Source organism: Pseudomonas sp. B12(2026), from assembly GCF_057767015.1.
Genome location: NZ_CM173430.1, coordinates 1,855,385 through 1,878,704, shown reverse-complemented (window position 1 = coordinate 1,878,704; position 23,320 = coordinate 1,855,385). Strand labels below are relative to the sequence as shown.

The 23,320-nt window shown below is 67.7% G+C and carries 22 protein-coding genes and 3 tRNA genes; 3 read left to right on the top strand and 22 right to left on the bottom strand.

From position 1 onward, the window contains the following. Positions 1-29: 29 nt before the first annotated feature. From AC3B6A_RS08895 to AC3B6A_RS08875, 5 genes are all read right to left on the bottom strand, one after another. Positions 30-863: a DUF2797 domain-containing protein gene (locus AC3B6A_RS08895; RefSeq protein ID WP_488402091.1), complete on the bottom strand. Its 834-nt coding sequence runs from the start codon at positions 861-863 to the stop codon at positions 30-32. After that, positions 863-1,123: a YeaC family protein gene (locus tag AC3B6A_RS08890; RefSeq protein WP_488402090.1), complete on the bottom strand. Its 261-nt coding sequence runs from the start codon at positions 1,121-1,123 to the stop codon at positions 863-865. Before AC3B6A_RS08890 ends, AC3B6A_RS08895 begins: the two co-directional genes overlap by 1 nt. A gap of 187 nt (positions 1,124-1,310) precedes the next feature. After that, positions 1,311-2,177 carry a rhomboid family intramembrane serine protease gene (locus AC3B6A_RS08885; protein WP_488402088.1) on the bottom strand — a complete coding sequence of 289 codons (867 nt, stop codon included), beginning with the start codon at positions 2,175-2,177 and terminating at the stop codon, positions 1,311-1,313. Further along, positions 2,174-3,154, bottom strand: a complete 981-nt coding sequence (locus AC3B6A_RS08880) for a metallophosphoesterase (protein ID WP_488402087.1) — start codon at positions 3,152-3,154, stop codon at positions 2,174-2,176. Before AC3B6A_RS08880 ends, AC3B6A_RS08885 begins: the two co-directional genes overlap by 4 nt. Continuing rightward, a complete protein-coding gene (locus AC3B6A_RS08875; RefSeq protein ID WP_488402085.1) occupies positions 3,154-4,041 on the bottom strand; it encodes an NAD(+) kinase in 888 nt (295 codons plus the stop codon). Before AC3B6A_RS08875 ends, AC3B6A_RS08880 begins: the two co-directional genes overlap by 1 nt. A gap of 101 nt (positions 4,042-4,142) precedes the next feature. On the opposite strand from AC3B6A_RS08875, the gene AC3B6A_RS08870 reads away from it, so the two are divergent. Beyond that, entirely contained in the window at positions 4,143-5,087 is a 945-nt protein-coding gene (locus AC3B6A_RS08870) for a DUF1853 family protein (protein WP_488402083.1), read from the top strand. Here AC3B6A_RS08870 and AC3B6A_RS08865 read toward each other — a convergent pair. From AC3B6A_RS08865 to AC3B6A_RS08855, 3 genes are all read right to left on the bottom strand, one after another. Then, on the bottom strand, positions 5,075-6,019 hold the full coding sequence (locus AC3B6A_RS08865; protein ID WP_488402081.1) for a 1-aminocyclopropane-1-carboxylate deaminase/D-cysteine desulfhydrase: 945 nt from the start codon (positions 6,017-6,019) through the stop codon (positions 5,075-5,077). The two genes, AC3B6A_RS08870 and AC3B6A_RS08865, sit on opposite strands and share 13 nt — an antisense overlap. Positions 6,020-6,028: 9 nt before the next feature. Continuing rightward, positions 6,029-7,690 (bottom strand): coiled-coil domain-containing protein, encoded by a 1,662-nt coding sequence (locus tag AC3B6A_RS08860; RefSeq protein ID WP_488402079.1) that lies wholly within the window; start codon positions 7,688-7,690, stop codon positions 6,029-6,031. Between the two features lie 255 nt (positions 7,691-7,945). Further along, entirely contained in the window at positions 7,946-9,979 is a 2,034-nt protein-coding gene (locus AC3B6A_RS08855; RefSeq protein WP_488402077.1) for an oxidoreductase, read from the bottom strand. 217 nt (positions 9,980-10,196) lie between these two features. Between AC3B6A_RS08855 and AC3B6A_RS08850 the strand changes: the two genes are divergently transcribed. Both AC3B6A_RS08850 and AC3B6A_RS08845 read left to right on the top strand, forming a co-directional pair. Further along, positions 10,197-11,315, top strand: a complete 1,119-nt coding sequence (locus AC3B6A_RS08850) for a nitrilase-related carbon-nitrogen hydrolase (protein ID WP_488402075.1) — start codon at positions 10,197-10,199, stop codon at positions 11,313-11,315. Then, complete coding sequence (locus tag AC3B6A_RS08845; protein ID WP_488402073.1) at positions 11,312-12,349, top strand: AraC family transcriptional regulator; 1,038 nt, start codon at positions 11,312-11,314, stop codon at positions 12,347-12,349. The genes AC3B6A_RS08850 and AC3B6A_RS08845 overlap by 4 nt, the downstream gene beginning before the upstream one ends. Positions 12,350-12,457: 108 nt before the next feature. Here the strand turns inward: AC3B6A_RS08845 and AC3B6A_RS08840 are convergent. The 14 genes from AC3B6A_RS08840 to AC3B6A_RS08775 form a co-directional block, all read right to left on the bottom strand. Continuing rightward, positions 12,458-12,534, bottom strand: a tRNA-Asp gene (locus tag AC3B6A_RS08840). A 98-nt stretch (positions 12,535-12,632) separates the two neighbouring features. Continuing rightward, positions 12,633-12,709, bottom strand: a tRNA-Asp gene (locus AC3B6A_RS08835). Positions 12,710-12,725: 16 nt separating this feature from the next. Beyond that, a tRNA-Val gene (locus AC3B6A_RS08830) sits at positions 12,726-12,801 on the bottom strand. A gap of 261 nt (positions 12,802-13,062) precedes the next feature. Next, positions 13,063-13,830 carry an SDR family oxidoreductase gene (locus AC3B6A_RS08825; RefSeq protein ID WP_488402071.1) on the bottom strand — a complete coding sequence of 256 codons (768 nt, stop codon included), beginning with the start codon at positions 13,828-13,830 and terminating at the stop codon, positions 13,063-13,065. After that, the gene (locus AC3B6A_RS08820) at positions 13,827-15,038 is read right to left on the bottom strand and encodes an O-succinylhomoserine sulfhydrylase (protein WP_488402069.1); all 1,212 of its coding nucleotides are present in this window, start codon (positions 15,036-15,038) and stop codon (positions 13,827-13,829) included. Before AC3B6A_RS08820 ends, AC3B6A_RS08825 begins: the two co-directional genes overlap by 4 nt. Positions 15,039-15,050: 12 nt before the next feature. Then, a complete protein-coding gene (gene purF, locus AC3B6A_RS08815; RefSeq protein ID WP_488402067.1) occupies positions 15,051-16,556 on the bottom strand; it encodes an amidophosphoribosyltransferase in 1,506 nt (501 codons plus the stop codon). A 104-nt stretch (positions 16,557-16,660) separates the two neighbouring features. Next, on the bottom strand, positions 16,661-17,203 hold the full coding sequence (locus tag AC3B6A_RS08810; protein ID WP_488402065.1) for a CvpA family protein: 543 nt from the start codon (positions 17,201-17,203) through the stop codon (positions 16,661-16,663). A 104-nt stretch (positions 17,204-17,307) separates the two neighbouring features. Then, a complete protein-coding gene (locus AC3B6A_RS08805) occupies positions 17,308-17,955 on the bottom strand; it encodes an SPOR domain-containing protein (RefSeq protein WP_488402063.1) in 648 nt (215 codons plus the stop codon). A 19-nt stretch (positions 17,956-17,974) separates the two neighbouring features. Next, positions 17,975-19,255 (bottom strand): bifunctional tetrahydrofolate synthase/dihydrofolate synthase, encoded by a 1,281-nt coding sequence (gene folC / locus AC3B6A_RS08800; RefSeq protein ID WP_488402061.1) that lies wholly within the window; start codon positions 19,253-19,255, stop codon positions 17,975-17,977. Further along, complete coding sequence (accD, locus tag AC3B6A_RS08795) at positions 19,252-20,127, bottom strand: acetyl-CoA carboxylase, carboxyltransferase subunit beta (protein WP_488402059.1); 876 nt, start codon at positions 20,125-20,127, stop codon at positions 19,252-19,254. The genes folC and accD overlap by 4 nt, the downstream gene beginning before the upstream one ends. Positions 20,128-20,372: 245 nt before the next feature. Beyond that, entirely contained in the window at positions 20,373-20,996 is a 624-nt protein-coding gene (locus tag AC3B6A_RS08790; protein WP_488402057.1) for a phosphoribosylanthranilate isomerase, read from the bottom strand. A 67-nt stretch (positions 20,997-21,063) separates the two neighbouring features. Continuing rightward, on the bottom strand, positions 21,064-21,918 hold the full coding sequence (gene truA, locus AC3B6A_RS08785) for a tRNA pseudouridine(38-40) synthase TruA (RefSeq protein ID WP_488402055.1): 855 nt from the start codon (positions 21,916-21,918) through the stop codon (positions 21,064-21,066). Positions 21,919-22,246: 328 nt separating this feature from the next. Beyond that, positions 22,247-22,762 carry a DUF2514 family protein gene (locus AC3B6A_RS08780; RefSeq protein ID WP_488402053.1) on the bottom strand — a complete coding sequence of 172 codons (516 nt, stop codon included), beginning with the start codon at positions 22,760-22,762 and terminating at the stop codon, positions 22,247-22,249. After that, positions 22,759-23,247, bottom strand: a complete 489-nt coding sequence (locus AC3B6A_RS08775) for a glycoside hydrolase family 24 protein (RefSeq protein ID WP_488402051.1) — start codon at positions 23,245-23,247, stop codon at positions 22,759-22,761. Before AC3B6A_RS08775 ends, AC3B6A_RS08780 begins: the two co-directional genes overlap by 4 nt. Positions 23,248-23,320 lie beyond the last annotated feature (73 nt).

Below are 23,320 nucleotides of genomic sequence, written 5' to 3'. Positions count from 1 at the left end.
AAGCTTCAAGCTGCAAGTTGTCTTATCGCTTACGGCTTGCAGCTTATGGCTAGCCGATAGGCTGTGTACTTGCGCACGTTGATCACGCCGGTATCGAAGATCAGGTACTGGCCCTTGATACCCTGCAGGGTACCCTCGACCACCGGCGTCTTGTCCAGATCGAAGCTGGCGATCTTGGCCGGGTAGGCCTCCACCGGGTACTGGATTTCGATGGGATCGAGGTCGATCACCGGCTGGATCGCCTGCAGGCCGAAGCGCTGCTGCAGGGCGCGCAGGCCCTCGGCGCAGCTGTCGAACAGCTGTTCGCGGATGGCCACCAGGTCCAGCGGCTCGGCCTCGCCCTTGAGCAGCGCGCGCCAGTTGGTGCGGTCGGCGACCTGGCTGCGCAGCAGGTCCTCGACGAAGCCGGACTGCTGGCGGGTGGCCACGCGCATGATCGGCAGCGCCTGGCGCGCGCCCTGGTCGATCCAGCGGGTCGGCACCTGGCTGGCGCGGGTGATGCCCACCTTCACGCCCGAGGAGTTGGCCAGGTAGACCACGTGGTCGGTCATGCAGAAACGCTCGCCCCACTCCGGCTCACGGCAGGAGCCATCGTCGAAGTGGCACTTCTCCGGGCTCACGATGCAGCTGTCGCACTGCGCCAGCTTGGTGAAGCAGGGGTAGCAGTAGCCCTGGCTGAAGCTCTTCCTGGTCTTGCGCCCGCAGTGGCAGCAGAAGATTTCGCCCAGGTATTCCAGGCGCACCGTCCTGCCGATCAGCGGGTTCACCGGGACCTCCGCCTCGCCGAGGCGGAAGGCGTACTGCACGGGGCTTTCCAGGCGCGCCGACATCTTGCTCAGGGCGCCGCGTCCGATCTCCTGCATCAGTGCAGCGCGTTGGAGGAGAAGAGGATGTTCGGGATCGGCTCGGCGTGGGACTCGCAGGCCTGCGGGCCCATGTAGCCGGTGTGCTGGTCTTCGGGCAGGTTCTCCATCTCCCAGGCGATCATCGCCTGCAGCGACAGTTCCTTCTGCTCCTGGGTGAGCTTGCGGCCGTCGGGCCACTTGCCGATCTCCACGGCCAGCTTGAGGCTCTCGTAGATTTCGGGGGTGATGTTCTGGATCATTTCGGCGAAGGACGACATGGGCCGGCTCCTGCTGGGGGCGAACGAAACCGGCATTCTACCGGGCCGGACGGCCGCGCGCACGGACGCCGGTCAATTGGCAGGAGTTCTTATTGTAGGAGCGAGCTTGCTCGCGAACGCCCAGCAGCGGAGTTACCGGGAAATCCGTTCGCGAGCAAGCTCGCTCCTACAGGTTTCGGCGGCGCTCCTAGCGAGCCGAACGCCGCGCCAGCAGCCCGCCGACCAGCCCGCTCAGGCACCCCGCCAGCAGCCCGCCCACGTGGGCGCCGTTGGCGATGGAGCCGAAGCCGAGCAGGTCGATCACCCCGGACAGGCACACCAGCAGCCAGATCAGCATCATCGCCACCACGCCCCTGGGCAGGTGATAGGCCGGGGTCGGCGCCATGCGCTGGAAGATCCAGCAATGGCCGAGCAGCCCGTAGAGCACGCCGGACAGCCCGCCGAACAGGCTCGGCCCGCTGGCCGCGAACTGCACCACGTTGGACACCAGCCCGAAGCCCAGGCTCAGGCCCAGTAGCACCCAGGCGCCCTGGCGGTACTCGATGCGCCGCCCCAGCTCCCAGTACCACATGGCGTTCATCGCCAGGTGCATCCAGCCGAAATGGATCAGCATCGGCGTCAGCAGCCGCCACCATTGCCCGGACGCCAGCGTCTCGGACAGCGGCAGGAACATCAGGCGGTCCTCGCCGACCATGCGGAAGTCCTGGAAGGTCAGCCAGCGCAGGGTTTCCGGGTAGGTGCCGAGCAGGGTCACGGCGGCGACGACGAAGGTCGCCAGCAGCACCGCGGCGGTCATCCGGCTCAGCTTCAGTTGCTGCAGGAATCCCGGGCCACGGCTCAGCGGTTCGGCCTGTGCGCCGAACTGCGGGTCACCCTGCGGATAGCGCGCGTAGAGGGCGCGCACCTCGTCGGCCAGTTGCGCATCGGGCACCCAGAGCACCTGCTCGCCCGACTCCTCGCTGACCCGGAAGGGCACGTTCAGGCGCCGCAGCAGGCTGACGAAACCACCCAGGTCGACCGCCGCCGGCAGCCGTATCGCTTCGACCACGCTCACTCGTCGCCCTCCGCGCGCTTCACCTCTACCCAGACGAACTTGCTGCGCTCCAGATGGCGCTCGTCGTCCAGCCGATAGGCCGCCAGCTTGCCGTACATCACCGCACTGTAATCCAGGCAGGCCAGGTTCGGCCGGATCGGCGCCGGCGTGCCGCGCCGCCAGTAGTGGCCGACGAACAGCAACGGCTCGTCGGCGCCATAGGTCAGCAGGCTGGACTTCTGCTCCGCGCTCAGGCGTTCGCTGGCGACTTCGTCGGGCAGCGCGTCGGGCTGGAACACGATGTCGCCGTAGGTTTCCGGCTCGCGGTCCTCCTCCCAGAACTTGGTGCGGAAGAACGAGCGGGTGAAGCCGTCGCTGCCGGTCAGGGTCATACCGTTGGGCAGGCGCATGTCGGTACCGCGCAGCAGGCGGTCGCAGGACTGCTGGGCGAAGCTGCCCGGCTCGGCACTGGCCTTGAGGAAGGCTTCGTCGATGCGGCCGTCGTGGAACTGCCGGCGCAGCGCGTCGATCACGTCGTGGTCCCAGCAGGCGTGGACCATGCGGAAGTGCCCGGCGTCGAGGAACAGCGGCATCTCCTGGAACCAGCCGAGGAAATCGCGCCAGTCCGCCGGATGGCCTTCGAACTGATCCAGGGTTTCCTTGATCAGCCGGGCGTGGCGCGGCGTGTGCTCGCGCACGTAGTGCCGGCCGCTGCCGGGCGCCGCCGGGGTCGACCAGCCGAGGGCGTTGAACTCGTGGTTGCCCATGATGCACAACGCCTCGCCGGCGGCCACCATGTCGTGCACCCGGTGCAACGCCTCGCGGATGCGCGGGCCGCGGTCGATGATGTCGCCGAGGAACAGCGCCTGCCGCCGGGCATGCCGCCACACGCCGCCCTGCAGGCGGTAGCCGAGGCGCTCCAGCAGATGGTCGAGGGTGTGCGCGCAGCCGTGGACGTCGCCGATCAGGTCGTAGCCGCGTGCGGGATCGAGTTCCATCACTCGCTGCCCCCGAGGCGGCTGCCCCAGCCCAGCTTGGTCCGGCAGACCTCGTAATAGTTGTGGTCGATCGGGTGGATCAGCCGCAGCTTGTGCGGCTTCTTGCTCACCGTGACGGTGTCGCCGGGCGCGCAGGTGAAGTGGTTCTGCCCGTCACAGGAGACCTGCGGATAGATCTGCATGTTCGGCGAGACGACGATCTTCAGCTCGCTGTTGCCGTCGACCACGATGGGCCGGCTCGACAGGGTGTGCGGATACATCGGCACCACGACGATGGCGTCGAGCTTGGGGTGCATGATCGGCCCGCCGGCGGACAGCGAATAGGCGGTGGAGCCGGTCGGGGTGGCGACGATCAGGCCGTCGGCCTTCTGGCTGCAGACGAACTGGCCGTCGATGTGCAGCTCGAACTCGATCATCCGCGTGGACTTGCCGGGGTGCAGCACCACGTCGTTCAGCGCGTCGCCCTGGCCGATGGACTCGCCATGGCGGCGCACCAGCGCATCGAGCAGGAAGCGGCTCTCGACGATGTACTGGCCGCCCAGCACTTCGGCGACCTTGGTTTCCAGCTCGTCCGGGCGGATATCGGTGAGGAAGCCCAGGCTGCCGCGGTTGATCCCCAGCACCGGCACCTTGTGCCGCGCCAGGGCGCGCGCCGCGCCGAGCATGCTGCCATCGCCGCCGACCACGACCACCAGGTCGCAGATCTCGCCCATGATCTTCCGCGAGCAGGTCTGCAGGCCGTGGCCCGGCAGCACCTCGGCGATGGTGTCCTCGAGGATCACGTGCAGGTGGCGTTCGATGAGGAAGCGCTTCAGCCGACGGATGGTTTCCAGGACCTGGGTGCTGCCCAGGCGGCCGATGATGCCGATATTGCGAAAGGGTTCCATGGGACTCCGGGCGGCGTTGCGGTGCGTGAATCCCGGAATTATGGGCGAAACGCCGAAGCAGCGGCAAACCGCAGCGCGGCCCGAGCGGCTAGGCTAGAGGAATGAGCGCTCTCAACCCCCTGCTGGACGAACTGATGACCGAGCTGCGCCAGCCCCAGGTGCGCGACCTGGCCTGGACGCTGCTCGCCCCGCCGCTGCTCGATCCGGGCAGCCCGGCCCTGCGCCACCCGCTGGCGGCCAGCCGCTGGCTCGCCGAACCTACGCTGCTGGCCGACTGGCTGCGCCGGCAGGAGCATTCTCCGGCGACCCTGCTGGAGCAACTGGACAGCGCACCGCACCAACGCCTCGGCCGCTACTACGAACGCCTCTGGCAATACGCCCTGGAGCAGGCGCCCGACCTGCGCCTGCTAGCCGCCAACCTGCCGGTGCGCGACAACGGCCACACCCTCGGCGAACTGGACCTGCTGCTGGAGGACGACGACGGCCTGCACCACCTCGAACTGGCCATCAAGCTCTACCTCGGCCCCAGCGAGGATGGGCCGAACGCCTGGCTCGGCCCCGGCGCGGAAGATCATCTGCTGCGCAAGATCGAACACTTCTACCAGCACCAGCTGCCGCTCTCGACCACCCCCGACGGCTTGAAGGTGATCCGCGAGTTCAGCAAGGCCACGCCCTCGGCCGGGCTCTGGCTCGGCGGCTACCTGTTCTACCCCTGGCCAACGCGCTGCCCGCCGCCCGCCGGCGCCAACGGCAACCACCTGCACGGCCGCTGGCTGCACCGCCACGAATGGCCGCGCTACCAGGACCTGCGCGCCGACGGCTGGCAGGTGCTGCCGCGCGAGCGCTGGCTGTCGCCGGCCGCCTGCGATGCCGATGAACGCTGGAGCACCGCGCAGTTCGCCAGCTGGCTAGCGGCGCTGCCGGAGGACGGCTTCCCGCAACTGCTGGTGCGCCTGGCGTTCGAGGACGGGCGCTGGCGCGAACAGCAACGGCTGTTCCTGGTGGGCGACCGCTGGCCGCGGGTGCACGGCGGCTATTCGCGCTGAGCGGCCAGCGCCCGCAGGCGCTCCTGCATCGCCCGGCGTCCCTGCAGGCCGCCCGTGTGGACGGCGACGATACGGCTGCCGCGCGTGATCCGCCCGGCGGCGACCTCATCGTGCAGCGCCAGCAGCAGCTTGCCGGTGTACAGCGGTTCCAGCGGTACCCCGCACTCGGCCTCGGTATCGAGGATGAAGCGCGCCAGCCGCGGATCGATCCGCGCGAAGCCGCCCCGGCTGGCGTCGATCAGGCGGTAGCCGGAAGCCTCGCTCCCCGCCTCCTTCAGCAGAGCGGGCACCTGCGCCTCGACGCCATGCCCCGGCGGCACCGCCAGTGCGCCCACCACCGGGTGCGCACCGCGCTCGCCCAGCACCAGGCCGGCCAGGGTGGTGCCGGTGCCGCACGCGACCCAGAGCTGCTGATAATCGGGCCAGCCGATGTCCGCCAGTTGCTCGCGAACCTGCGCCACCAGCGGCGCGCAACCCTGCGCACCGGGCAACCCGCCGCCGCCCTCGCCCACCGGCAGCAGATCGGGGTAGCGCTCGCGCCAGGGTGTCCAGAAATCCGCCGCATGGCGCTGGCGATAGCCGCCGTAGCCCAGCCAGTGCAACTGCATGCCGAGCCGGCGCAGGTCGGCGACCGTGGGATTGTCCTGCTCCTCGCCGCGCAGCAGCCCGACGCTGCGGAAACCGAAGCGGGCGCCGGCCGCGGCCAGGGCGTGGAGGTGATTGGAATGGGCGCCGCCCAGGCTCATCACACCGGCAAGGCCGAGATCGGCGGCCTGCTTCAGGTAGGGGGCGAGCTTGAACCATTTGTTGCCGGAGACGAGTGCGTCCACCCGGTCCAGGCGCAGCAGCGCCAGCTCGACGCCAGCGCGTTCGAGCCAACCCAGGTGAACCGGTTGCAGCGCTGCGACGGGGCGCCAGTCAGGGTACTGCAAGACGCCCGCTTAAGCCGTGGTCACGCTGCGCAGGCGGCCGGCGGTCTTGTGGCGGGAGCAGCAGTTGCTGTCGCCTTCGACGAAACGTCCGGGCGTTTCCACGCGGTCGATCGGCAGGGCGCAGCGATCGCCATTGGACAACCGCCCCTCGCAGGTCGGCTGCTGGTAGTGCGCCAGCCACTGGCGGTACTGGTCTTCCGAGACGAAGCACTTGGCCGCGGCGAAGGCCATCGGGTTTTCCTGATAGCGGGTGACATCCTGCAGCGACAGGGTCAGATGGCCGGCGCCCGGGTGATAGACGACGAAGATCACACCCTGGCCCGCCAGGCGCTCCAGCATCGAACCGTCCGCCGCGTTGACCGACTTTGCAGCCAGTTCCTGGCGCAGGTCTTCGACGCTCTGCTGCAATTGCTCGGCCTTCCCGGCCTGCTCGCGAAGCCGTGCGCCTTCCGCGCGCAGTTGCTCGCTCTCCTGGCGCTGTTTCTGGTTCTCCTGCTGGAGCTTCTGGCCGTCCTGCTGCAGCTTCTGGTTCTCCTGCTGCAGCTTCTGGCTGTCCTGCTGCAGCTTCTGGTTCTCCTGCTGCAGTTTCTGGCTGTCCTGCTGGAGCTTCTGGCTCTCCTGCGGCAGCTTCTGGTTCTCCTGCTGCAGTTTCTGGACTTCCTGCTGGAGCTTCTGATTCTCCTGCTGCAGTTGCTGGCCCAGCTCGTTGCGGTAGTTCAGTTCCGCATCGCGGACGGAAAGCTGCTCCTGGTAACGCGCCTCCAGCGCGGCGATGCGGGCCTTGGCCTCGTCCTCGATCTGCTGCCGCAGCTGGTCCAGCTCATCGCGGCCGCTCTCCTCGATCTGCCGCAGCTGGGCGGTCAGTTCCTCACGGCCACGCTGGAATCCGCTGACCTGCCCGTCCAGTTCGCCGCGCAGGCCGGCATTGATTTCTTCTTCGCGCCGGAGCCCGTCGCGCAGCGCCGAGACTTCGGCCTGCAGCAGCTTGATCTGCTCCTGCGCGCCGAGCTTCAGGCGGCTGAGTTCCTGCTCGTGCTGCTGGCTGAGTTGCGACAGGCGGGTTTCGTGCTGGCCGAGCAGTTCGGCGGTCTTCTGCTCGTGCTCCTGGAGCATCTCCCGCGCCAGCCGCTCGGCGGTTTCGCGGGACTCCTCCTCGGAGGGCGCATACCACTGGTGCTCGGCGGCCATCTGCAGGTGCTGGGGTTTGATGGCGGCCGGCTCTTCTTCCGTCAGCAGGCCGAGGTTGTTGCGTTTCGCCGCCTCGCGCAGCTGCACCAGATGGTTGCTGCCGCTGCCCAGGTCCGGGTCCCACAGGTGCATCTGGTGCCAGGACACCGGGCACTGGCTGCGGCACGCCAGGCGGATCGGCCCGGCGCCCATGTCCGGGCCACGGCCGGCACGCTCGGCGAGGTTGCGCAGGGGCAGGTTCCAGCCGCGGTCGGCCTCGCCCTTTTCGTCGAAGTCCAGGTAGAAGAACACCGCCGCCTTGACCATCAGGCGCGGGTTGATCAGCACATAGGCCAGCCGCACCTGTTGCTCGGCGAGATCAGGCATGTGCACGACGTTGTCGAGCAGCGCCTCGAATTCGGGGTAGAGCATTTCCTTGCAAACGCCACGGTCATTGAAGAAGACCACGGCTTCCACCATCTGAGGCTTCTTCTGCATGCTCATCGATTGACCTCTGGGCCTGTGCTGGAGGAAGTCTGGGAAATGGTACCGTAGGAAAGTGGCACCTTGATGGCAGGAAAATCCCGACATCCGGGTCAGTCTAGGGGAAATAATGTCGCGGGCAATGTGACTCGGTTGGCACCCGATCCGCCGGTCGGGTCAAGCGTGTGAGCGGCAGGGTAAATCTGTGACGGAGTTTGTCATTCCGAGAAAAGTCGCAGGCCCCGGCGGAACTTTCCGGGGCCTGCGAATTGCGACTCAGATCTCAGCGGCGAGACGCGAGCCCTGGTTGATGGCGCGCTTGGCGTCCAGCTCGGCGGCCACATCGGCGCCGCCGATCAGGTGCACGCTCTGGCCGGCGGCCTGCAGGCCTTCGTACAGCTCGCGCAGCGGCTCCTGGCCGGCGCAGACGACCACGGTATCCACCGGCAGCAGCTGCGGCTCGCCGCCGGCCACGCTGATGTGCAGGCCGTCGTCGTCGATCTTCAGGTATTCGACGCTGTTGAGCATCTGCACCTGCTTGTTCTTCAGGCCGGTGCGGTGGATCCAGCCGGTGGTCTTGCCCAGGCCGTCGCCGACCTTGGACTTCTTGCGCTGCAGCAGGAACACCTGGCGCGCCGCGGCGTGCGGGTGCGGCTGGATGCCGGCGATGCCGCCACGGGCCTCGAGGTTCTCGTCGATGCCCCACTCCCGCCAGAAGGCGTGGCGGTCCAGGCTGGTGGATTCGCCGTCATGGGTGACGTATTCGGAAACGTCGAAGCCGATGCCGCCGGCGCCGATCACCGCCACGCGGTTGCCCACCGGCTTGCGCTCGAGGATGGCGTCCAGGTAGCTGATCACCTTGGCGTTGTCGATGCCCGGGATGGCCGGGGTGCGCGGCACGATGCCGGTGGCCAGGATGATCTCGTCGAAGCCGCCCTTGACCAGGTCGTCGACGCTGACGCGGGTGTTCAGGCGCAGCTGCACGCCGGCGGTGTCCACCTTGCGCTTGAAGTAGCGCAGGGTCTCGTAGAACTCCTCCTTGCCCGGCACGCGCTTGGCGACGTTGAACTGGCCGCCGATCTCGCCGGCGGCGTCGAACAGGGTCACCGCGTGGCCGCGTTCGGCGGCGACGGTGGCCGCCGAGAGGCCGGCCGGGCCGGCGCCGACCACGGCGACCTTCTTCACGTGGGCGGTGGGAATGTAGTTCAGCTCGGTCTCGTGGCAGGCGCGCGGGTTCACCAGGCAACTGGTCAGCTTGCCGCCGAAGGTGTGGTCCAGGCAGGCCTGGTTGCAGCCGATGCAGGTGTTGATCTCGTCGGCGCGGCCGGCGGCGGCCTTGTTGACGAAGTCCGGGTCGGCGAGGAACGGACGGGCCATGGACACCATGTCGGCGTCGCCCTCGGCCAGCACCCGCTCGGCGACGTCCGGGGTGTTGATGCGGTTGGTGGTGATCAGCGGGATGCCGATCTCGCCGCGCAGCTTGGCGGTGACCTTGGTGAAGGCCGCGCGCGGCACCTTGGTGGCGATGGTCGGGATGCGCGCCTCGTGCCAGCCGATGCCGGTGTTGATGAGGGTGGCGCCGGCCTTCTCGATGGCCTTGGCCAGCAGGACGATCTCGTCCCAGGTGCTGCCGCCTTCCACCAGGTCGAGCATCGACAGGCGATAGATGATGATGAAGTCCGGCCCCACCGCCTCGCGCACGCGGCGGACGATCTCCAGCGGCAGGCGCATGCGGTTCTCGTAGCTGCCGCCCCAGCGGTCGGTGCGGTGGTTGGTGTGGGCAACCAGGAACTGGTTGATGAAGTAGCCTTCCGAACCCATGATCTCGACGCCGTCGTAGCCGGCCACCTGGGCCAGGCTGGCGCAATTGACGAAGTCGGCGATCTGCTTCTCGATGCCCTCTTCATCCAGCTCGCGCGGCTTGAACGGGTTGATCGGCGCCTGGATGGCGCTGGGCGCCACGGACTTCGGGCTGTAGGCGTAGCGCCCGGCATGGAGGATCTGCATGCAGATCTTGCCGCCCGCCTCGTGCACCGCCTGGGTGACGATCTTGTGCTTCTCGGCCTCTTCCGGGGTGCTCAGCTTGGCCGCCCCGGAATACACGCCGCCCTCCTCGTTCGGGCCGATGCCGCCGGTGACCATCAGGCCGACGCCGCCACGGGCGCGCTCGGCGAAGTAGGCCGCCATGCGCTCGAAGCCCTGCGGCTTCTCCTCCAGCCCGGTGTGCATGGAGCCCATCAGCGTGCGGTTGCGCAGGGTGGTGAAGCCCAGGTCCAGCGGCGCGAGCAGATGCGGGTAGGTGGCGGTCATGGTTCCTCCGGTATTCACGGTGATGCCGCACCCTCGGCGGGTCGCTGGCGGAACGCCAGGGCACGGGGCGCGGTCGGTATGGGGCAGACTCTAAGGAGCGCCCCCGTGCCGCTCAATGATCGAAAATGACAAGTTACTGACCAAAGATGACACCGCACCTTGGCAACGCCCGGCCCAGGCCCTACCCTGTGGAACATCCACGGAGTACCCGTCCTTTATGCGCAAGCTGATCTTCCTGGTCCTGGTGATCCTCTTCGCCGGCTATGCCGGCTGGGCGGAGCGTCGCCCGGTGGGCCATTACCTGTCCGACCTGCGCAGCCAGGTCGCGCTGAACCAGGGCGAGCCGTCCGAACGCGGCAACCTGCTGGGCGTGCAGCCGGAACTGTTCACCCAGGACTACCAGAGCGTCGAGCGCCTGCGCCTGAAGTTCCACGCCTACCTGGCCAAGGCCCGCGACGAAGGCCTGATCAACCCGCGCACCGTGGTGGTCTTCCCCGAGCACATCGGCACCTGGCTGGTGGCCGCCGGCGAGAAGCCCGAGGTCTACCAGACCGAACACCTGAGCCAGGCCATGGAATGGATGGCCGCCAGCAACCCGCTGAAACTGGCGCGCGGCTGGCTCGGCGCCAAGGGCGAGGACCGCATGGCCGACGCCCTGTTCCGCATGAAGGCGGTGGACATGGCCCACGACTACCAGACGCTGTTCGGCGGGCTGGCCCGGGAATTCGGCGTGACCGTGGTCGCCGGCTCCATCGTGCTGCCCAACCCGCGCATCGTCGAAGGCCAGATCCTCACCGGCAACGGCCGCCTCTACAACGTCACCCAGGTCTTCGGCAGCGACGGCCTGCCGCTGGGCAAGCCGCAGCGCAAGCTGTTCCCCATCGACGACGAGAAAGGCTTCACCCGCGGCGGCGATGCCGACGACCTGCAGGTCCTGCAGACCCCCGCCGGACGCCTGGGCGTGCTGATCTGCGCCGACAGCTGGTATCCGGCGAGCTACGCCGCCCTGGCCGTCAACAAGCCGGATTTCGTCGTGGTGCCCGCCTTCCTCACCGGCAACGGCAACTGGAGCAAGCCGTGGAAGGGCTACAACGGCGCTGCCACGCCGAGCGACGTGACGCTCAAGCCCGGCGAACTGAGCGAAGGCGAAGCCTGGGAACGCCTGGCCCTGGCCGGCCGCCTCGGCGCAAGCGGCGCCCGCGCCGGCGTCACCGTGTTCCTCCGCGGTCATCTCTGGGACCTGGGCAGCGACGGCCGCAGCCTGGTGGTCAGCGGCGACAGCCACACCCTGGCGCCGGACGGTCCGGGCGCCCGCCTGATCAACCTCTGGCTATGAGCCGCCCGACCATGCGCCTCGGCGACCTCTCGGTGGGCTTCGTCCACAGCCTCGCCGACGCCCTGGCGGAAAGCGGCGTCGCGCCGCAGCCGCTGCTGCAGCAATACGGGCTGGATGCCGCGCGCCTCGGCGAGCCCGGCGCGCGGCTGTCCATCCCCCGCTACATGCGCCTGGGCCACGCGGCCATCCAGCAGAGCGGCGATCCCGCGCTCGGCCTGCGCATGGGCCAGCTGAGCCGGCCGGGCCAGAGCGGCCTCGCCGGCGTCACCGCGGCGCAGGCGCCCAACCTGCGCGCCGCCGCCCGCGCGCTGATCCGCTTCGAGCCGCTGTACGCGCAGAACTACCGCGGCCGCAGCAGCTTCATCGAAGACGCCGGCGGCGCCTGGCTGCGCTTCTACTCCATCAGTCCGTACAACGCCTACAACCGCTTCGTGGTGGATTCGGTGCTGTCCGGCTGGGCCAGCATGCTCGGCAGCATCGGCGCGCAACCGCTGCGCCCGGAGAAGATCGAGATCGAATATCCGGCGCCGGCCTGGGCATCGCGCTTCGAGGAATTCTTCGACTGCCCGGTGGAGTTCGGCGCCGGGCACAACCAACTGCGCCTGGACCAGGCCAGCCTGGCGCGCGACAACCCGGAGCACTGCCCGAGCACCTGGCGGCAATTGCTGGACATCTGCGAGAAGGAACTGGAGCAACTGACCCGCACGCGCAGCCTGCGCGAGCGCGTCGCCCAGTTGCTGGGCCCGATGCTCAACGGCCGCGAGCCGGACCTGGAGGAAGTCGCCGCACGCCTCAAGCTGCCGACCTGGACCCTGCGCCGCAAGCTGGCCGAGGAAGGCACGCAGTTCCGCAGCATCCTCAACGACACCCGCCGAGACCTGGCGATGATCTACATCCGCGACACCGACCTCGCCTTCGGCGAAATCGCCTACCTGCTCGGCTTCGCCTCGGCCGAGGCGTTCCAGCGCGCCTTCAAGCGCTGGAGTGGGCAGACACCCGGGGAATTCCGCCGTGCCCAGCGGCACAGCGCCTGACACGCCTTGCCGGCATCGTCGGCGCGCGGCAGCGGCGGCACCGTGCCGGACCTTTTCGCCAAGCAAAGAAAAAGCCCCCAGGTATCGCTACCTGAGGGCTTTCGGATATGGCGCAGCGGACGGGACTCGAACCCGCGACCCCCGGCGTGACAGGCCGGTATTCTAACCGACTGAACTACCGCTGCGTGTCGGTTGGACTTGCGTCCGGTACAGCAACCTCCAATGTATCCGGAGCCTTGGCTCGACGGATCGGTTCGGGGCAGGAACCATTGGAGGGAAAAGATGGCGCAGCGGACGGGACTCGAACCCGCGACCCCCGGCGTGACAGGCCGGTATTCTAACCGACTGAACTACCGCTGCGCGTAACTTGCGAGAGTGGTGGGTGATGACGGGATCGAACCGCCGACCCTCTGCTTGTAAGGCAGATGCTCTCCCAGCTGAGCTAATCACCCTTCGTCTCGAAGTGGGGCGCATTCTACAGTCGGCATTTCCTAAGTCAATGCCCTGATTGGAATTTTTTTCATTTTTCCGGAAAAGACCTGCCAGCCTTTCCACGCCACGGTGCCGGACCGGGTTCGCGAGCTAGCTCGCTCCTACGAGGAGGCGCAGCGCCAACCTGCAGGAGCGAGCTTGCTCGCGAACAGCCCAGCCCTCCCTCGCCGGAAAAGAAAAAGGGCGACCCTCGGGCCGCCCTCCTCTTCCACGCCCGACGCTCAGTCGAGGTAGATCATCTTGCGCGTCATGCCGCCGTCGATCACCAGCTCCTGCCCGGTGACGAACCCGGCGCCGTCGCCGATCAGCCAGGACACCGCCGCCGCGACGTCTTCCACCGTGCCGACCCGGCCGACCAGGTGCTGGTCATGGTCCAGCTCGGTCAGCGGTTCCGCCTCCCGCACACGCGGGTCGCGGGCATCGGTCCAGCCGGGGGAAATCGCGTTGACGCGGATATCCGGGCCGAGGCTGCTGGCCAGGGCGTGGGTCAGCGACAGCAGCCCGCCCTTGCTCGCCGCATAGGCCTCGGAGTCCGGCTCGGACTGGTGCGCCCGGGTCGAGGCGATATTGACGATGCTGCCATTGTGCGCGCGCAGGTAGGGCGCGCAGTGCTTGGCCAGGAGCATCGGGCCGGTGAGGTTGACCGCCAGGGTGCGGTTCCACTCGTTCAGGCCCAGGCTTTCCAGCGGCGTGTTGTGCGGCCGGGCGATGGCGGCATTGTTCACCAGCGCGTCGAGACGGCCGTACTGGCCGATCACCTCGGCGACGGCCGCCGCCACCTGGGCCTCGCCGGCCACGTCCAGCGCCAGGAAGCCGGCGCGCTCGCCCAGCGCCCGGGCCACTTTCGGCCCGCGCTCGCGGTCTATGTCCGCCAGCACCACCTGCCAGCCCTCGGCGATCAGCCAGGCGCTGACGCCCAGGCCGATGCCGTGCGCCGCGCCCGTCACCAGGGCGACGCGGCCGTTGCCGAGAAGATCCGTCGCGCTCACAGGGCTGCCAGGCCCCGCGCCAGGTCGGCCGTGATATCGGCGACATCTTCCAGACCCACGGCGACGCGGATCAGGTTGTCACGGATACCGGCATTCGCGCGCTCCTGCGGCGACAGGCGCCCGTGGGAGGTGGTGGCCGGATGGGCGATGGTGGTCTTGGTGTCGCCCAGGTTGGTGGTGATGGAGATCATCCGGGTGGCATCGATGAAGCGCCAGGCCGCGGCCTTGTCGCCCTTCACCTCGAAGCTCACCACCGCGCCGAAGCCCTTCTGCTGACGCTTGGCCAGCTCGTGCTGCGGATGGCTGGGCAGGCCCGCATAGTGCACGCGCTCGATTCCCGGCTGCTGCTCCAGCCACTCGGCCACCTGCTGCGCCGCGGCGCTGTGGGCCTGCATGCGCACACGCAGGGTCTCCAGGCCCTTGATGAAGATCCAGGCGTTGAACGGGCTCAGGGTCGGGCCGGCGGTGCGCAGGAAGCCGACCACGGGCTCCATCTGCGCGCGGCGACCGGCGACCACGCCGCCCATGGTGCGGCCCTGGCCGTCGATGTACTTGGTCGCCGAGTGGATCACCACGTCCGCACCGAGTTTCAGCGGCTGCTGCAGCGCCGGGGTGCAGAAGCAGTTGTCCACCGCCAGCAGCGCACCCTTGGCATGGGCGATCTCGGCCAGCGCGGCGATGTCCACCAGCTCGGCCAGCGGGTTGGACGGCGACTCGACGAAGAACAGCTTGGTGTTCGGCTTGCAGGCCGCTTCCCAGGCCGCGAGATCGCTCAGCGGCGGGTAGTCCACCTCGAGGCCGAAGCGCTTGAAGTACTTCTCGAACAGGCTGATGGTCGAGCCGAACACGCTGCGCGAGACCAGCACGTGGTCGCCGGCGCTGCACAGGCTCATCACCAGGGAGAGGATCGCCGACATGCCGGTGGAGGTCGCCACCGCCTGCTCGGCGCCTTCCAGCGCGGCGATGCGCTCCTCGAAGGTGCGCACCGTGGGGTTGGTGTAGCGCGAGTAGACGTTGCCCGGCACTTCACCGGCGAAGCGCGCGGCCGCGTCGGCGGCGCTGCGGAACACGTAGCTGGAGGTGGTGAACAGGCCTTCGCCGTGTTCCGCCTCCGGGGTGCGGCGCTGGCCGGCGCGCACCGCCAGGGTGTCGAAACCGACACCCTGCAGGTCGCTGTCCAGCCGGCCGGCTTCCCAATCCTGAGCCATGCCCTGCTCTCCTCAGTCGTTGTACAGATCGATGATGGCGCTGACCGCGTTGGCCTTGCTCTTGGTCGCGTCGTTGCGCGCCTGCTCGATCCTGTTCAGATAGGCTTCGTTGACGTCGCCGGTCACGTATTCGCCGTCGAACACCGCGCAGTCGAAGTGCTCGATCTTGATCTTGCCGCCACCGACCGCGTCGATCAGGTCCGGCAGGTCCTGGTAGACCAGCCAGTCGGCGCCGAGCAGCTCGCAGACCTGCTCGGTGCTGCGATCGTGGGCGATCAGTTCATGGGCGCTCGGCATATCGATGCCGTAGACGTTGGGGTAGCGCACGGCCGGCGCGGCGGAGCAGAAGTAGACGTTCTTCGCACCGGCCTCGCGGGCCATCTGGATGATCTGCTTGCTGGTGGTGCCACGGACGATGGAGTCGTCCACCAGCATCACGTTCTTGCCGCGGAATTCCAGCTCGATGGCGTTGAGCTTCTGGCGCACCGACTTCTTGCGCGCGGCCTGGCCGGGCATGATGAAGGTCCGGCCGATGTAGCGGTTCTTCACGAAGCCTTCGCGGAACTTCACGCCCAGGCGGTTGGCCAGCTCCAGCGCGGAGGTGCGGCTGGTGTCCGGGATCGGGATGACCACGTCGATGTCGTGGTCCGGGCGCTCGCGCAGGATCTTGTCGGCCAGTTTCTCGCCCATGCGCAGGCGCGCCTTGTACACCGAGATGCCATCCATGATGGAGTCCGGACGGGCCAGGTAGACGTGCTCGAAGATGCACGGGGCGTACTGCGGATTGACCGCGCACTGGCGGGTGTAGAGCTTGCCTTCTTCGGTGATGTACACCGCTTCGCCCGGCGCCAGGTCGCGGATCAGGGTGAAGCCGAGGACATCCAGGGCGACGCTTTCCGAGGCGATCATGTACTCCACGCCGTTCTCGGTGTGGCGCTGGCCGAAGACGATCGGGCGGATCGCATGGGGGTCGCGGAAGCCGACGATGCCGTAACCGGTGATCATCGCCACCACGGCGTAGCCGCCGACGCAGCGGGCATGCACGCCAGTGACGGCGGCGAACACGTCTTCCTCGGTCGGCTGCAGCTTGTTGCGCACCGCCAGCTCATGGGCGAACACGTTGAGCAGCACTTCCGAGTCGGAGTTGGTGTTCACGTGGCGCAGGTCGGACTCGTAGATTTCCTTGGCCAGTTGCTCGACGTTGGTCAGGTTGCCGTTGTGCGCCAGGGTGATGCCGTACGGCGAGTTCACGTAGAACGGCTGCGCCTCGGCGGAGCTGGAGCTGCCGGCGGTGGGATAGCGCACGTGGCCGATGCCGGTCTTGCCGACCAGATGCTGCATGTGGCGCTGCTGGAAGACGTCACGGACCAGGCCGTTGTCCTTGCGCAGATACAGACGGTCATCCTGACAGGTGACGATCCCCGCAGCGTCCTGGCCACGATGCTGGAGAACGGTGAGCGCGTCATAGAGCGCCTGATTGACGTTCGACTTGCCCACGATACCGACGATGCCACACATGCGACGCAACCCCTAGTTGGTTTCAGGCTGAAACAATCCAATATTCGGCAGTATCCACCGGACCTGCCGTCACGGCGACGGCTTCCCGTCGCCTGCGCCGCCCCTCACTGGGCCGGCAGCATAGTTCCCGCTCCAGACGGTGGAGCAAGGGCGGCGCCGGACATCCAGTGCCCGGCGAAAGTCAGAATGAAGTTCTTCGACCAGTCGGCGACGATCAGGAAATGCGGCATCAGTGCCGACTGCTGCCACCACGGGTCCTGCTGCACCGGCGTCAGGCTCAGCAGGCCGACCAGCAGCACCACCAGCAGCACGCCGCGGGCACCGCCGAACACCATGCCAAGCAGGCGGTCGGTGCCGGACATGCCGGTCACCCGCACCAGCTCGCTGATGAGGAAGTTGACCAGTGCGCCCAACAGCAGCGTGACGACGAAAAGAGTGGCGCAGGCGGCGATGACACGCCCGGAGGGCAGCTCGATGTAGGGTGCGAAATGCCCGGCCAGGGCGCCGCCGAACATCCAGGCGACCGCACCGGCCACGATCCAGGTGACCAGCGACAGGGCTTCCTTGACGAAACCTCGGCTCAAGCTGATCAGGCTGGAAATGACGATGATGCCGATCATCGTCCAATCGACCCAGGTAAATGCCACGTTGCGGCCCAGAAACGGAAAGGCCCCGCATTTTAGCAGAGGCCTTCGATTTAGCGGAGCCCCAGTTTGACATGGGGCCGATTGAGTCAGGCTAACGACGCGGCTCAGCCACGCTCGGGCTGGAAGCGCACCACGAAGCCGTTGAGCTTCTGCTGCTTGCCCAGCTGGTCGCGCAGGCGCTCAGCCTCGGCGCGCTCCACCACGGGACCGACGAACACCCGGTTCATCCCGTCGAAGCTGCGTACATAGGCGTTGTAACCCTGGCTGCGCAACTGCTTCTGCAGATCGTCGGCACGGGCGCGACTGGACAGGCTGGCCAACTGCACCGACCAGCTGACCGGCAGGTTGCTGGCATCCAGACGCTGGGCGGGAGCGGGAGCCGTGGCGGCGCTACCGGCCTGGGCCTGTGCCGGCTGCGGCTGCGGCGCGGGAGCGGCGGGCTTGGGCGCCGGCGCCGCCGGCTGGGCAGGCGCCGCTTGCGCAGGAAGGCTGGCAATGGGCGCGGACGGCGCGGGAGCGGCCTGCGGCTGCGCGCCGGCATCGGCCTCCTCGGCCTGCGGCTCCGGCACCTCGGTGGGCTGCACTTCGACGCTCGGCATGGCCGGCGGCTTGGGCATCACCGGAGCTTCGACCACGACCTGACGCATCTCGTCCTCGCGGGAGAACAGCATCGGCAGGAAGATGACGGCCAGCGCCAGCAGCACCAGCGCACCGACAACCCTCTGCTTGAGCCCCTTATCGAGCAAGGCCATGGATCACTTCCCCTTTTGCTTATCGAGCAGCCCTGGCGAGCCACTCCAGGGCACCCGCCACGCTGTAGAACGAACCGAACACCAGAATCTCGTCGTCTGCCGACGCCGCATCGCACTGCGCTTCGAGCGCCGCGGCAATGTCCGCATGCCCGCTGACGCTCGCACCCCGGGCGCGCAACCCGGCTTCCAGCTCTTCCGCTGGCCGGCTGCGACCGGTGGGCAGCGGCGCGACGGCCCAATCCTGCACCAAGCCGAGCATGGGTTCCAGTACGCCATCCAGATCCTTGTCCGCCAGCAGGCCGAACACCGCATGGCGTACGCCCTTGGGCGGCGCGGAACGCAGGCGGCCGGCCAGATACTGCGCGGCGTGGGGATTGTGCCCGACATCCAGCAGCAGATGACGTTCCTGGCCCTTCCAGCGCAGGGTCCGCCGCTCCAGCCGGCCGGTCACCCGCGTGCGGCGCAGAGCGGCAGCCAGTCGCTCCGGCTGCCACGGCAGGTCGAGCAGGGCATAGACCTGCAAGGCCAGCGCCGCGTTCTCCATCGGCAGGTCGAGCAGCGGCAGGTGGTGCAGGGTCAGCGCTTCCCCGGCGGCGGAACGACCGCGCCAGTGCCACTCGCCCTCGCCCTGCGCCAGGTCGAAATCGCGGCCGCGCAGCACCAGTGGCGCGCCCAGGCTGCGCGCCTCTCCGAGGATCGGCGCCGGCGGCTCCAGATCGCCACAGACGGCGGGTTTGCCAGCGCGGAAGATGCCGGCCTTCTCGAAGGCCACGCTCTCGCGGGTATCGCCCAGCCAGTCGGCGTGATCCACACCGATGCTGGTGACCACGGCGACATCGCAATCCACCAGGTTCACCGCATCCAGGCGTCCGCCGAGGCCGACTTCCAGCACCACGGCATCCAGGCCGGCGCGCTCGAACAGCCAGAAGGCCGCGAGGGTGCCCATTTCGAAGTAGGTCAGGGAAGTCTCGCCACGCGCCGCCTCGACGGCGGCGAAGGCTTCGCAGAGCGCTTCATCGCTGGCTTCGACGCCATCGATGAGCACGCGCTCGTTGTAGCGCAGCAGGTGCGGCGAGCTGTAGACGCCGACGCGCAGGCCCTGCTCGCCGAGCAGGGCGGCGAGGAAGGCGCAGGTGGAACCCTTGCCGTTGGTGCCGGTGACGGTCACCACGCGGGGCGCGGGGCGCCCCAGGCCAAGCCGGCCGGCTACCTCACGGGAGCGTTCCAGCCCCATGTCGATTGCCGTGGGGTGGAGTTGTTCGAGATAGCTGAGCCAGTCGGCAAGGGTACGGTGGGTCATCCTGCGAGCGCGGTGCTGGGAGTGTGGGTGAACTTGGCCAGCAGCTTGGCCAGCCGCTGACGCATTTCGGAACGGTGGACGATCATGTCGATGGCGCCGTGCTCCAGCAGGAACTCGCTGCGCTGGAAGCCTTCGGGCAGCTTCTCGCGCACGGTCTGCTCGATCACCCGCGGGCCGGCGAAGCCGATCAGCGCGCGCGGCTCGCCGACGATCACGTCACCGAGCATTGCCAGGCTGGCGGAAACGCCGCCGTAGACCGGGTCGGTCAGCACGGAGACGAACGGAATGCCCTCTTCGCGCAGGCGCGCCAGCGCGGCGGAGGTCTTGGCCATCTGCATCAGGGAGATCAGCGCTTCCTGCATGCGCGCACCGCCCGAGGCGGAGAAGCAGACCATCGGGCAGCGATGCTCCAGCGCATAGTTGGCGGCACGCACGAAGCGCTCGCCGACGATGGAGCCCATGGAGCCGCCCATGAAGGAGAACTCGAAGGCGCTGACCACCACCGGCATGCCCATCAGCTTGCCGCTCATGGAGATCAGCGCGTCCTTCTCGCCGGTGTCCTTCTGCGCGGCGGAGAGGCGGTCCTTGTACTTCTTGCTGTCGCGGAACTTCAGGCGATCCACCGGCTCCAGCTCGGCGCCGAGCTCTTCGCGGCCTTCCTCATCGAGGAAGATGTCGATGCGCGCGCGCGCGCCGATGCGCATGTGGTGATCGCACTTGGGGCAGACGTCGAGAGTCTTTTCCAGCTCGGGGCGGTACAGCACCGCCTCGCAGGACGGGCACTTGTGCCACAGGCCTTCCGGTACCGAGCTCTTCTTCGCCTCGGAACGCATGATGGAAGGGATCAGCTTGTCTACCAGCCAGTTGCTCATGCTCTCGTCTCCAGTGCAGGGGCACGGCGTGAAGCCATGCGCGTGTCCCTGAGCAAATTCATCGTCGCGGTTCCGACCTCAAGGCCGGAACCCCTCGCAAACAAAGGCGCCGCCCGGGGCGTCGCCACGAATACACCACTCGATGCGGGACGCCGGCGTCGAACACCGACGACTCCCTGCGCTGCCGGGCAGCGATTGGGTAGTGGACGGCGGCAGGCCGCTCGTCGTCACATGAAGATTCCGCGTCACGCGACCGACCGGCACTGGGCGATGAAATCGCGGATCTTCTGCGCATCCTTGATGCCCTTGCTGGCTTCCACGCCCCCACTGACGTCCACCGCATAGGGCCGTACCTGGACGATGGCCTCGGCCACGTTCCCGGGCGTCAGGCCGCCCGCCAGGATCAGCGGCCGCTTCACGCCTTTCGGCACCAGCGACCAGTCGAACGCCTGGCCGGTTCCGCCGGGCACGCCTTCGACAAAGGTATCCAGCAGGAAACCGCTGGCCTGCGGGTACTTCGCGATCTGCGCCGCCACGTCGTCGCCCGGTTTGACCCGCAGCGCCTTCAGGTACGGCCGGTGCCAGCCGGAGCAGGCTTCGGGCGTCTCCTCGCCGTGGAACTGCAGGATGTCCAGCGGCACCGCATCGAGGATTTCCCCCAGCTCGCAGCGGCTGGCATCGACGAACAGGCCGACGGTGCTGACAAAGGGCGGCAGCGCGGCGATGATCGCCCGCGCCTGCTGGACGCTCACCGCGCGCGGGCTCCTGGCGTAGAACACCAGCCCGATCGCGTCGGCGCCGGCCTCGGCAGCGGCGAGGGCGTCCTCGACACGGGTGATACCGCAGATTTTGATGCGAACGGCGGACAAGATGCGGGAACCTTCCAGTATCAGGCGACAATCAATCGGTCGATGGTAGCAAATGCCCCTGGCATCGTCAGCCAAGGATATCGGGCAAACTTGAAAGGAAATGTGGCCCCAGGTAGCGCTCGGGCAAGGCGAACTCTTCGGGATACTCCACGCGCACCAGGTACAGCCCATAAGGATGCGCGGTGACGCCGCCGGCGCGCCGATCGCGCGCGGCCAGCACTTCCCCAGCCCACTCCACCGGACGTTCGCCCGCGCCGATGGTCATCAGCACGCCGGCGAAGTTGCGCACCATGTGGTGCAGGAAGGCGTTGGCGCGGATATCCAGCACGATGAAGCGGCCGTGTTCGATCACCTCCAGGTGGTGCACGGTCTTCACCGGCGACTTGGCCTGGCACTGCACCGCGCGGAACGAGGTGAAGTCATGGGTGCCGACCAGCGCGCGGGCCGCCTCACGCATGCGCGCGACGTCCAGCGGGCGGTGGTTCCAGGTGACCTCCTCGGCCATGTGGGCCGGACGGATCAGGTCGTTGTAGATCACATAGCGGTAGCGCCGCGCCATGGCGGTGAAACGCGCATGGAAATGCGCCGGCATCACCTTGGCCCAGGTCACGCTGATGTCGGCCGGCAGATTGGCGTTGCCGCCCATGACCCAGGCCTTGAGCGGCCGCTCGACGCGGGTATCGAAGTGCACGACCTGTCCGCTGGCATGCACGGCGGCATCGGTGCGCCCGGCGCAGACCACCGACACCGGCTCGTCGGCGACTTTCGACAGGGCTTTCTCCAGCGCCGCCTGCACCGACGGCACGCCGTCCTCCTGGCGCTGCCAGCCGCGATAACGCGCACCTTTGTATTCGACGCCCAGGGCAATCCTGGAAACGCCAGCGGCAGCCACTTCGTCTGCCGGAGAGTCTTTATCTATCAACGGCTTATAGCCTTTTCGTTTCCGCAACCGATCAGATTATACCGGCCTGCGCACCTACTGCCACGCGGGGCGGCTGTTTAGTTGCGGAAACGATTTTGATGGCATTTCTGCCATCAAGATGACCACCCCTTCCTTTATATAGGGAGAGGCGCCGGCTACCAACCAGTAATGCAGCAGTAGTGTAAAAGCATCGCCCCAGGCTGCATTACGCCTGCGTCTTAGTCCGAAACGGTCTAAAACGAAATCCCGAGATGGCCGCCCGGAGAGCCAGTATTTCCGGGTTGACGGCACTTAGTTTTAGACAGCCTTTCCCGCCCGTTCTGGGCACCTATCCCCCTCCCCTCACCCGGTCATAGGCCGCCTCACACGCCCGCCCCGCTATTCCCCGGCGGTCGGCTTCAGCAGCATAGAATCGAACAGCCTCTCCGAGCCGGCCGAGCAGGTCGGCTCGCACTCGGGCTTCGCCTTCGGCTGCCTGGCCGAGCTGGGCAGTGAGGGCATTGCCGCAGCCTCGGCTGCGCTGTTCAAGCTCGGCGTACCGCTGCTGCAGGCGCTGCAAAGCATCCCCAGACCGATCAGCATCAGCCCGGGCCACTTCCAATTCCCCATCTGCTTCATTTCCCACCTCATCGACCGCCTTCTGGCGGCGTTGCTCTTCAGTTCGGGCCTGGGCGGCAGCGCGGCGATCACGCTCCGAGACCTCCAGTCGGTAGTCGGCCAGTTCGGCCTGAGCCTTCGCCGCATCGGCCTGGGCCCAGCCCACCCGCAACTGCTGGCCGCCGGCCACGATGATCAGCGCCAACCCCCACCAGGCCCAAGCCGGCACCACCTTCAGCCAGGTCATGCCAACCTCCCGCCAGCGGCCAGGTAATGGGCCAGCAGGTCGTCCAGCTTGTGTTCGTTCTGCCCGTAGCCAGCGCCTGGGAGGCTGGCCCAGATGTTCCGGCATTTGGCGATGGCCTCCGGGATACGCCCGGCCTGGATGTCCGCCAGGGCGCGCCGCTCGCGGATCTGCTGGATGGCCACGCGGTCCTGGTTGGCCGGCGTGAACCCGCCCTCGAGCTTCAGCGACTTGCGGTAGGCGTCCCAGTAGCGGGACAGCAACTGGTACCGGCCGGCGGCGGTGGACTTGATGCCCAGGTGCGGCAAGTCGACCAGACGCCGCGGATGATCGGCGTAACCGGTGAAGGTGGCACCGCCGACGATCACGTCATAGCCCTGGTCCTCGGTGGGCTGGCGTGGATGATCAGTACCCTCCGACCAGGCGAGCATGTCCAGGAAGGCGAGCACGTTCCGGCCGCCGGCGGCAGCCTCAGTCAGTCGAGCCATGATTTTCTCCAGAAAAAGAAAGCCCGGCGCGTGGCCTGGCTGTCGTGTGTTGTGGCACTAGCATTGATGGGCG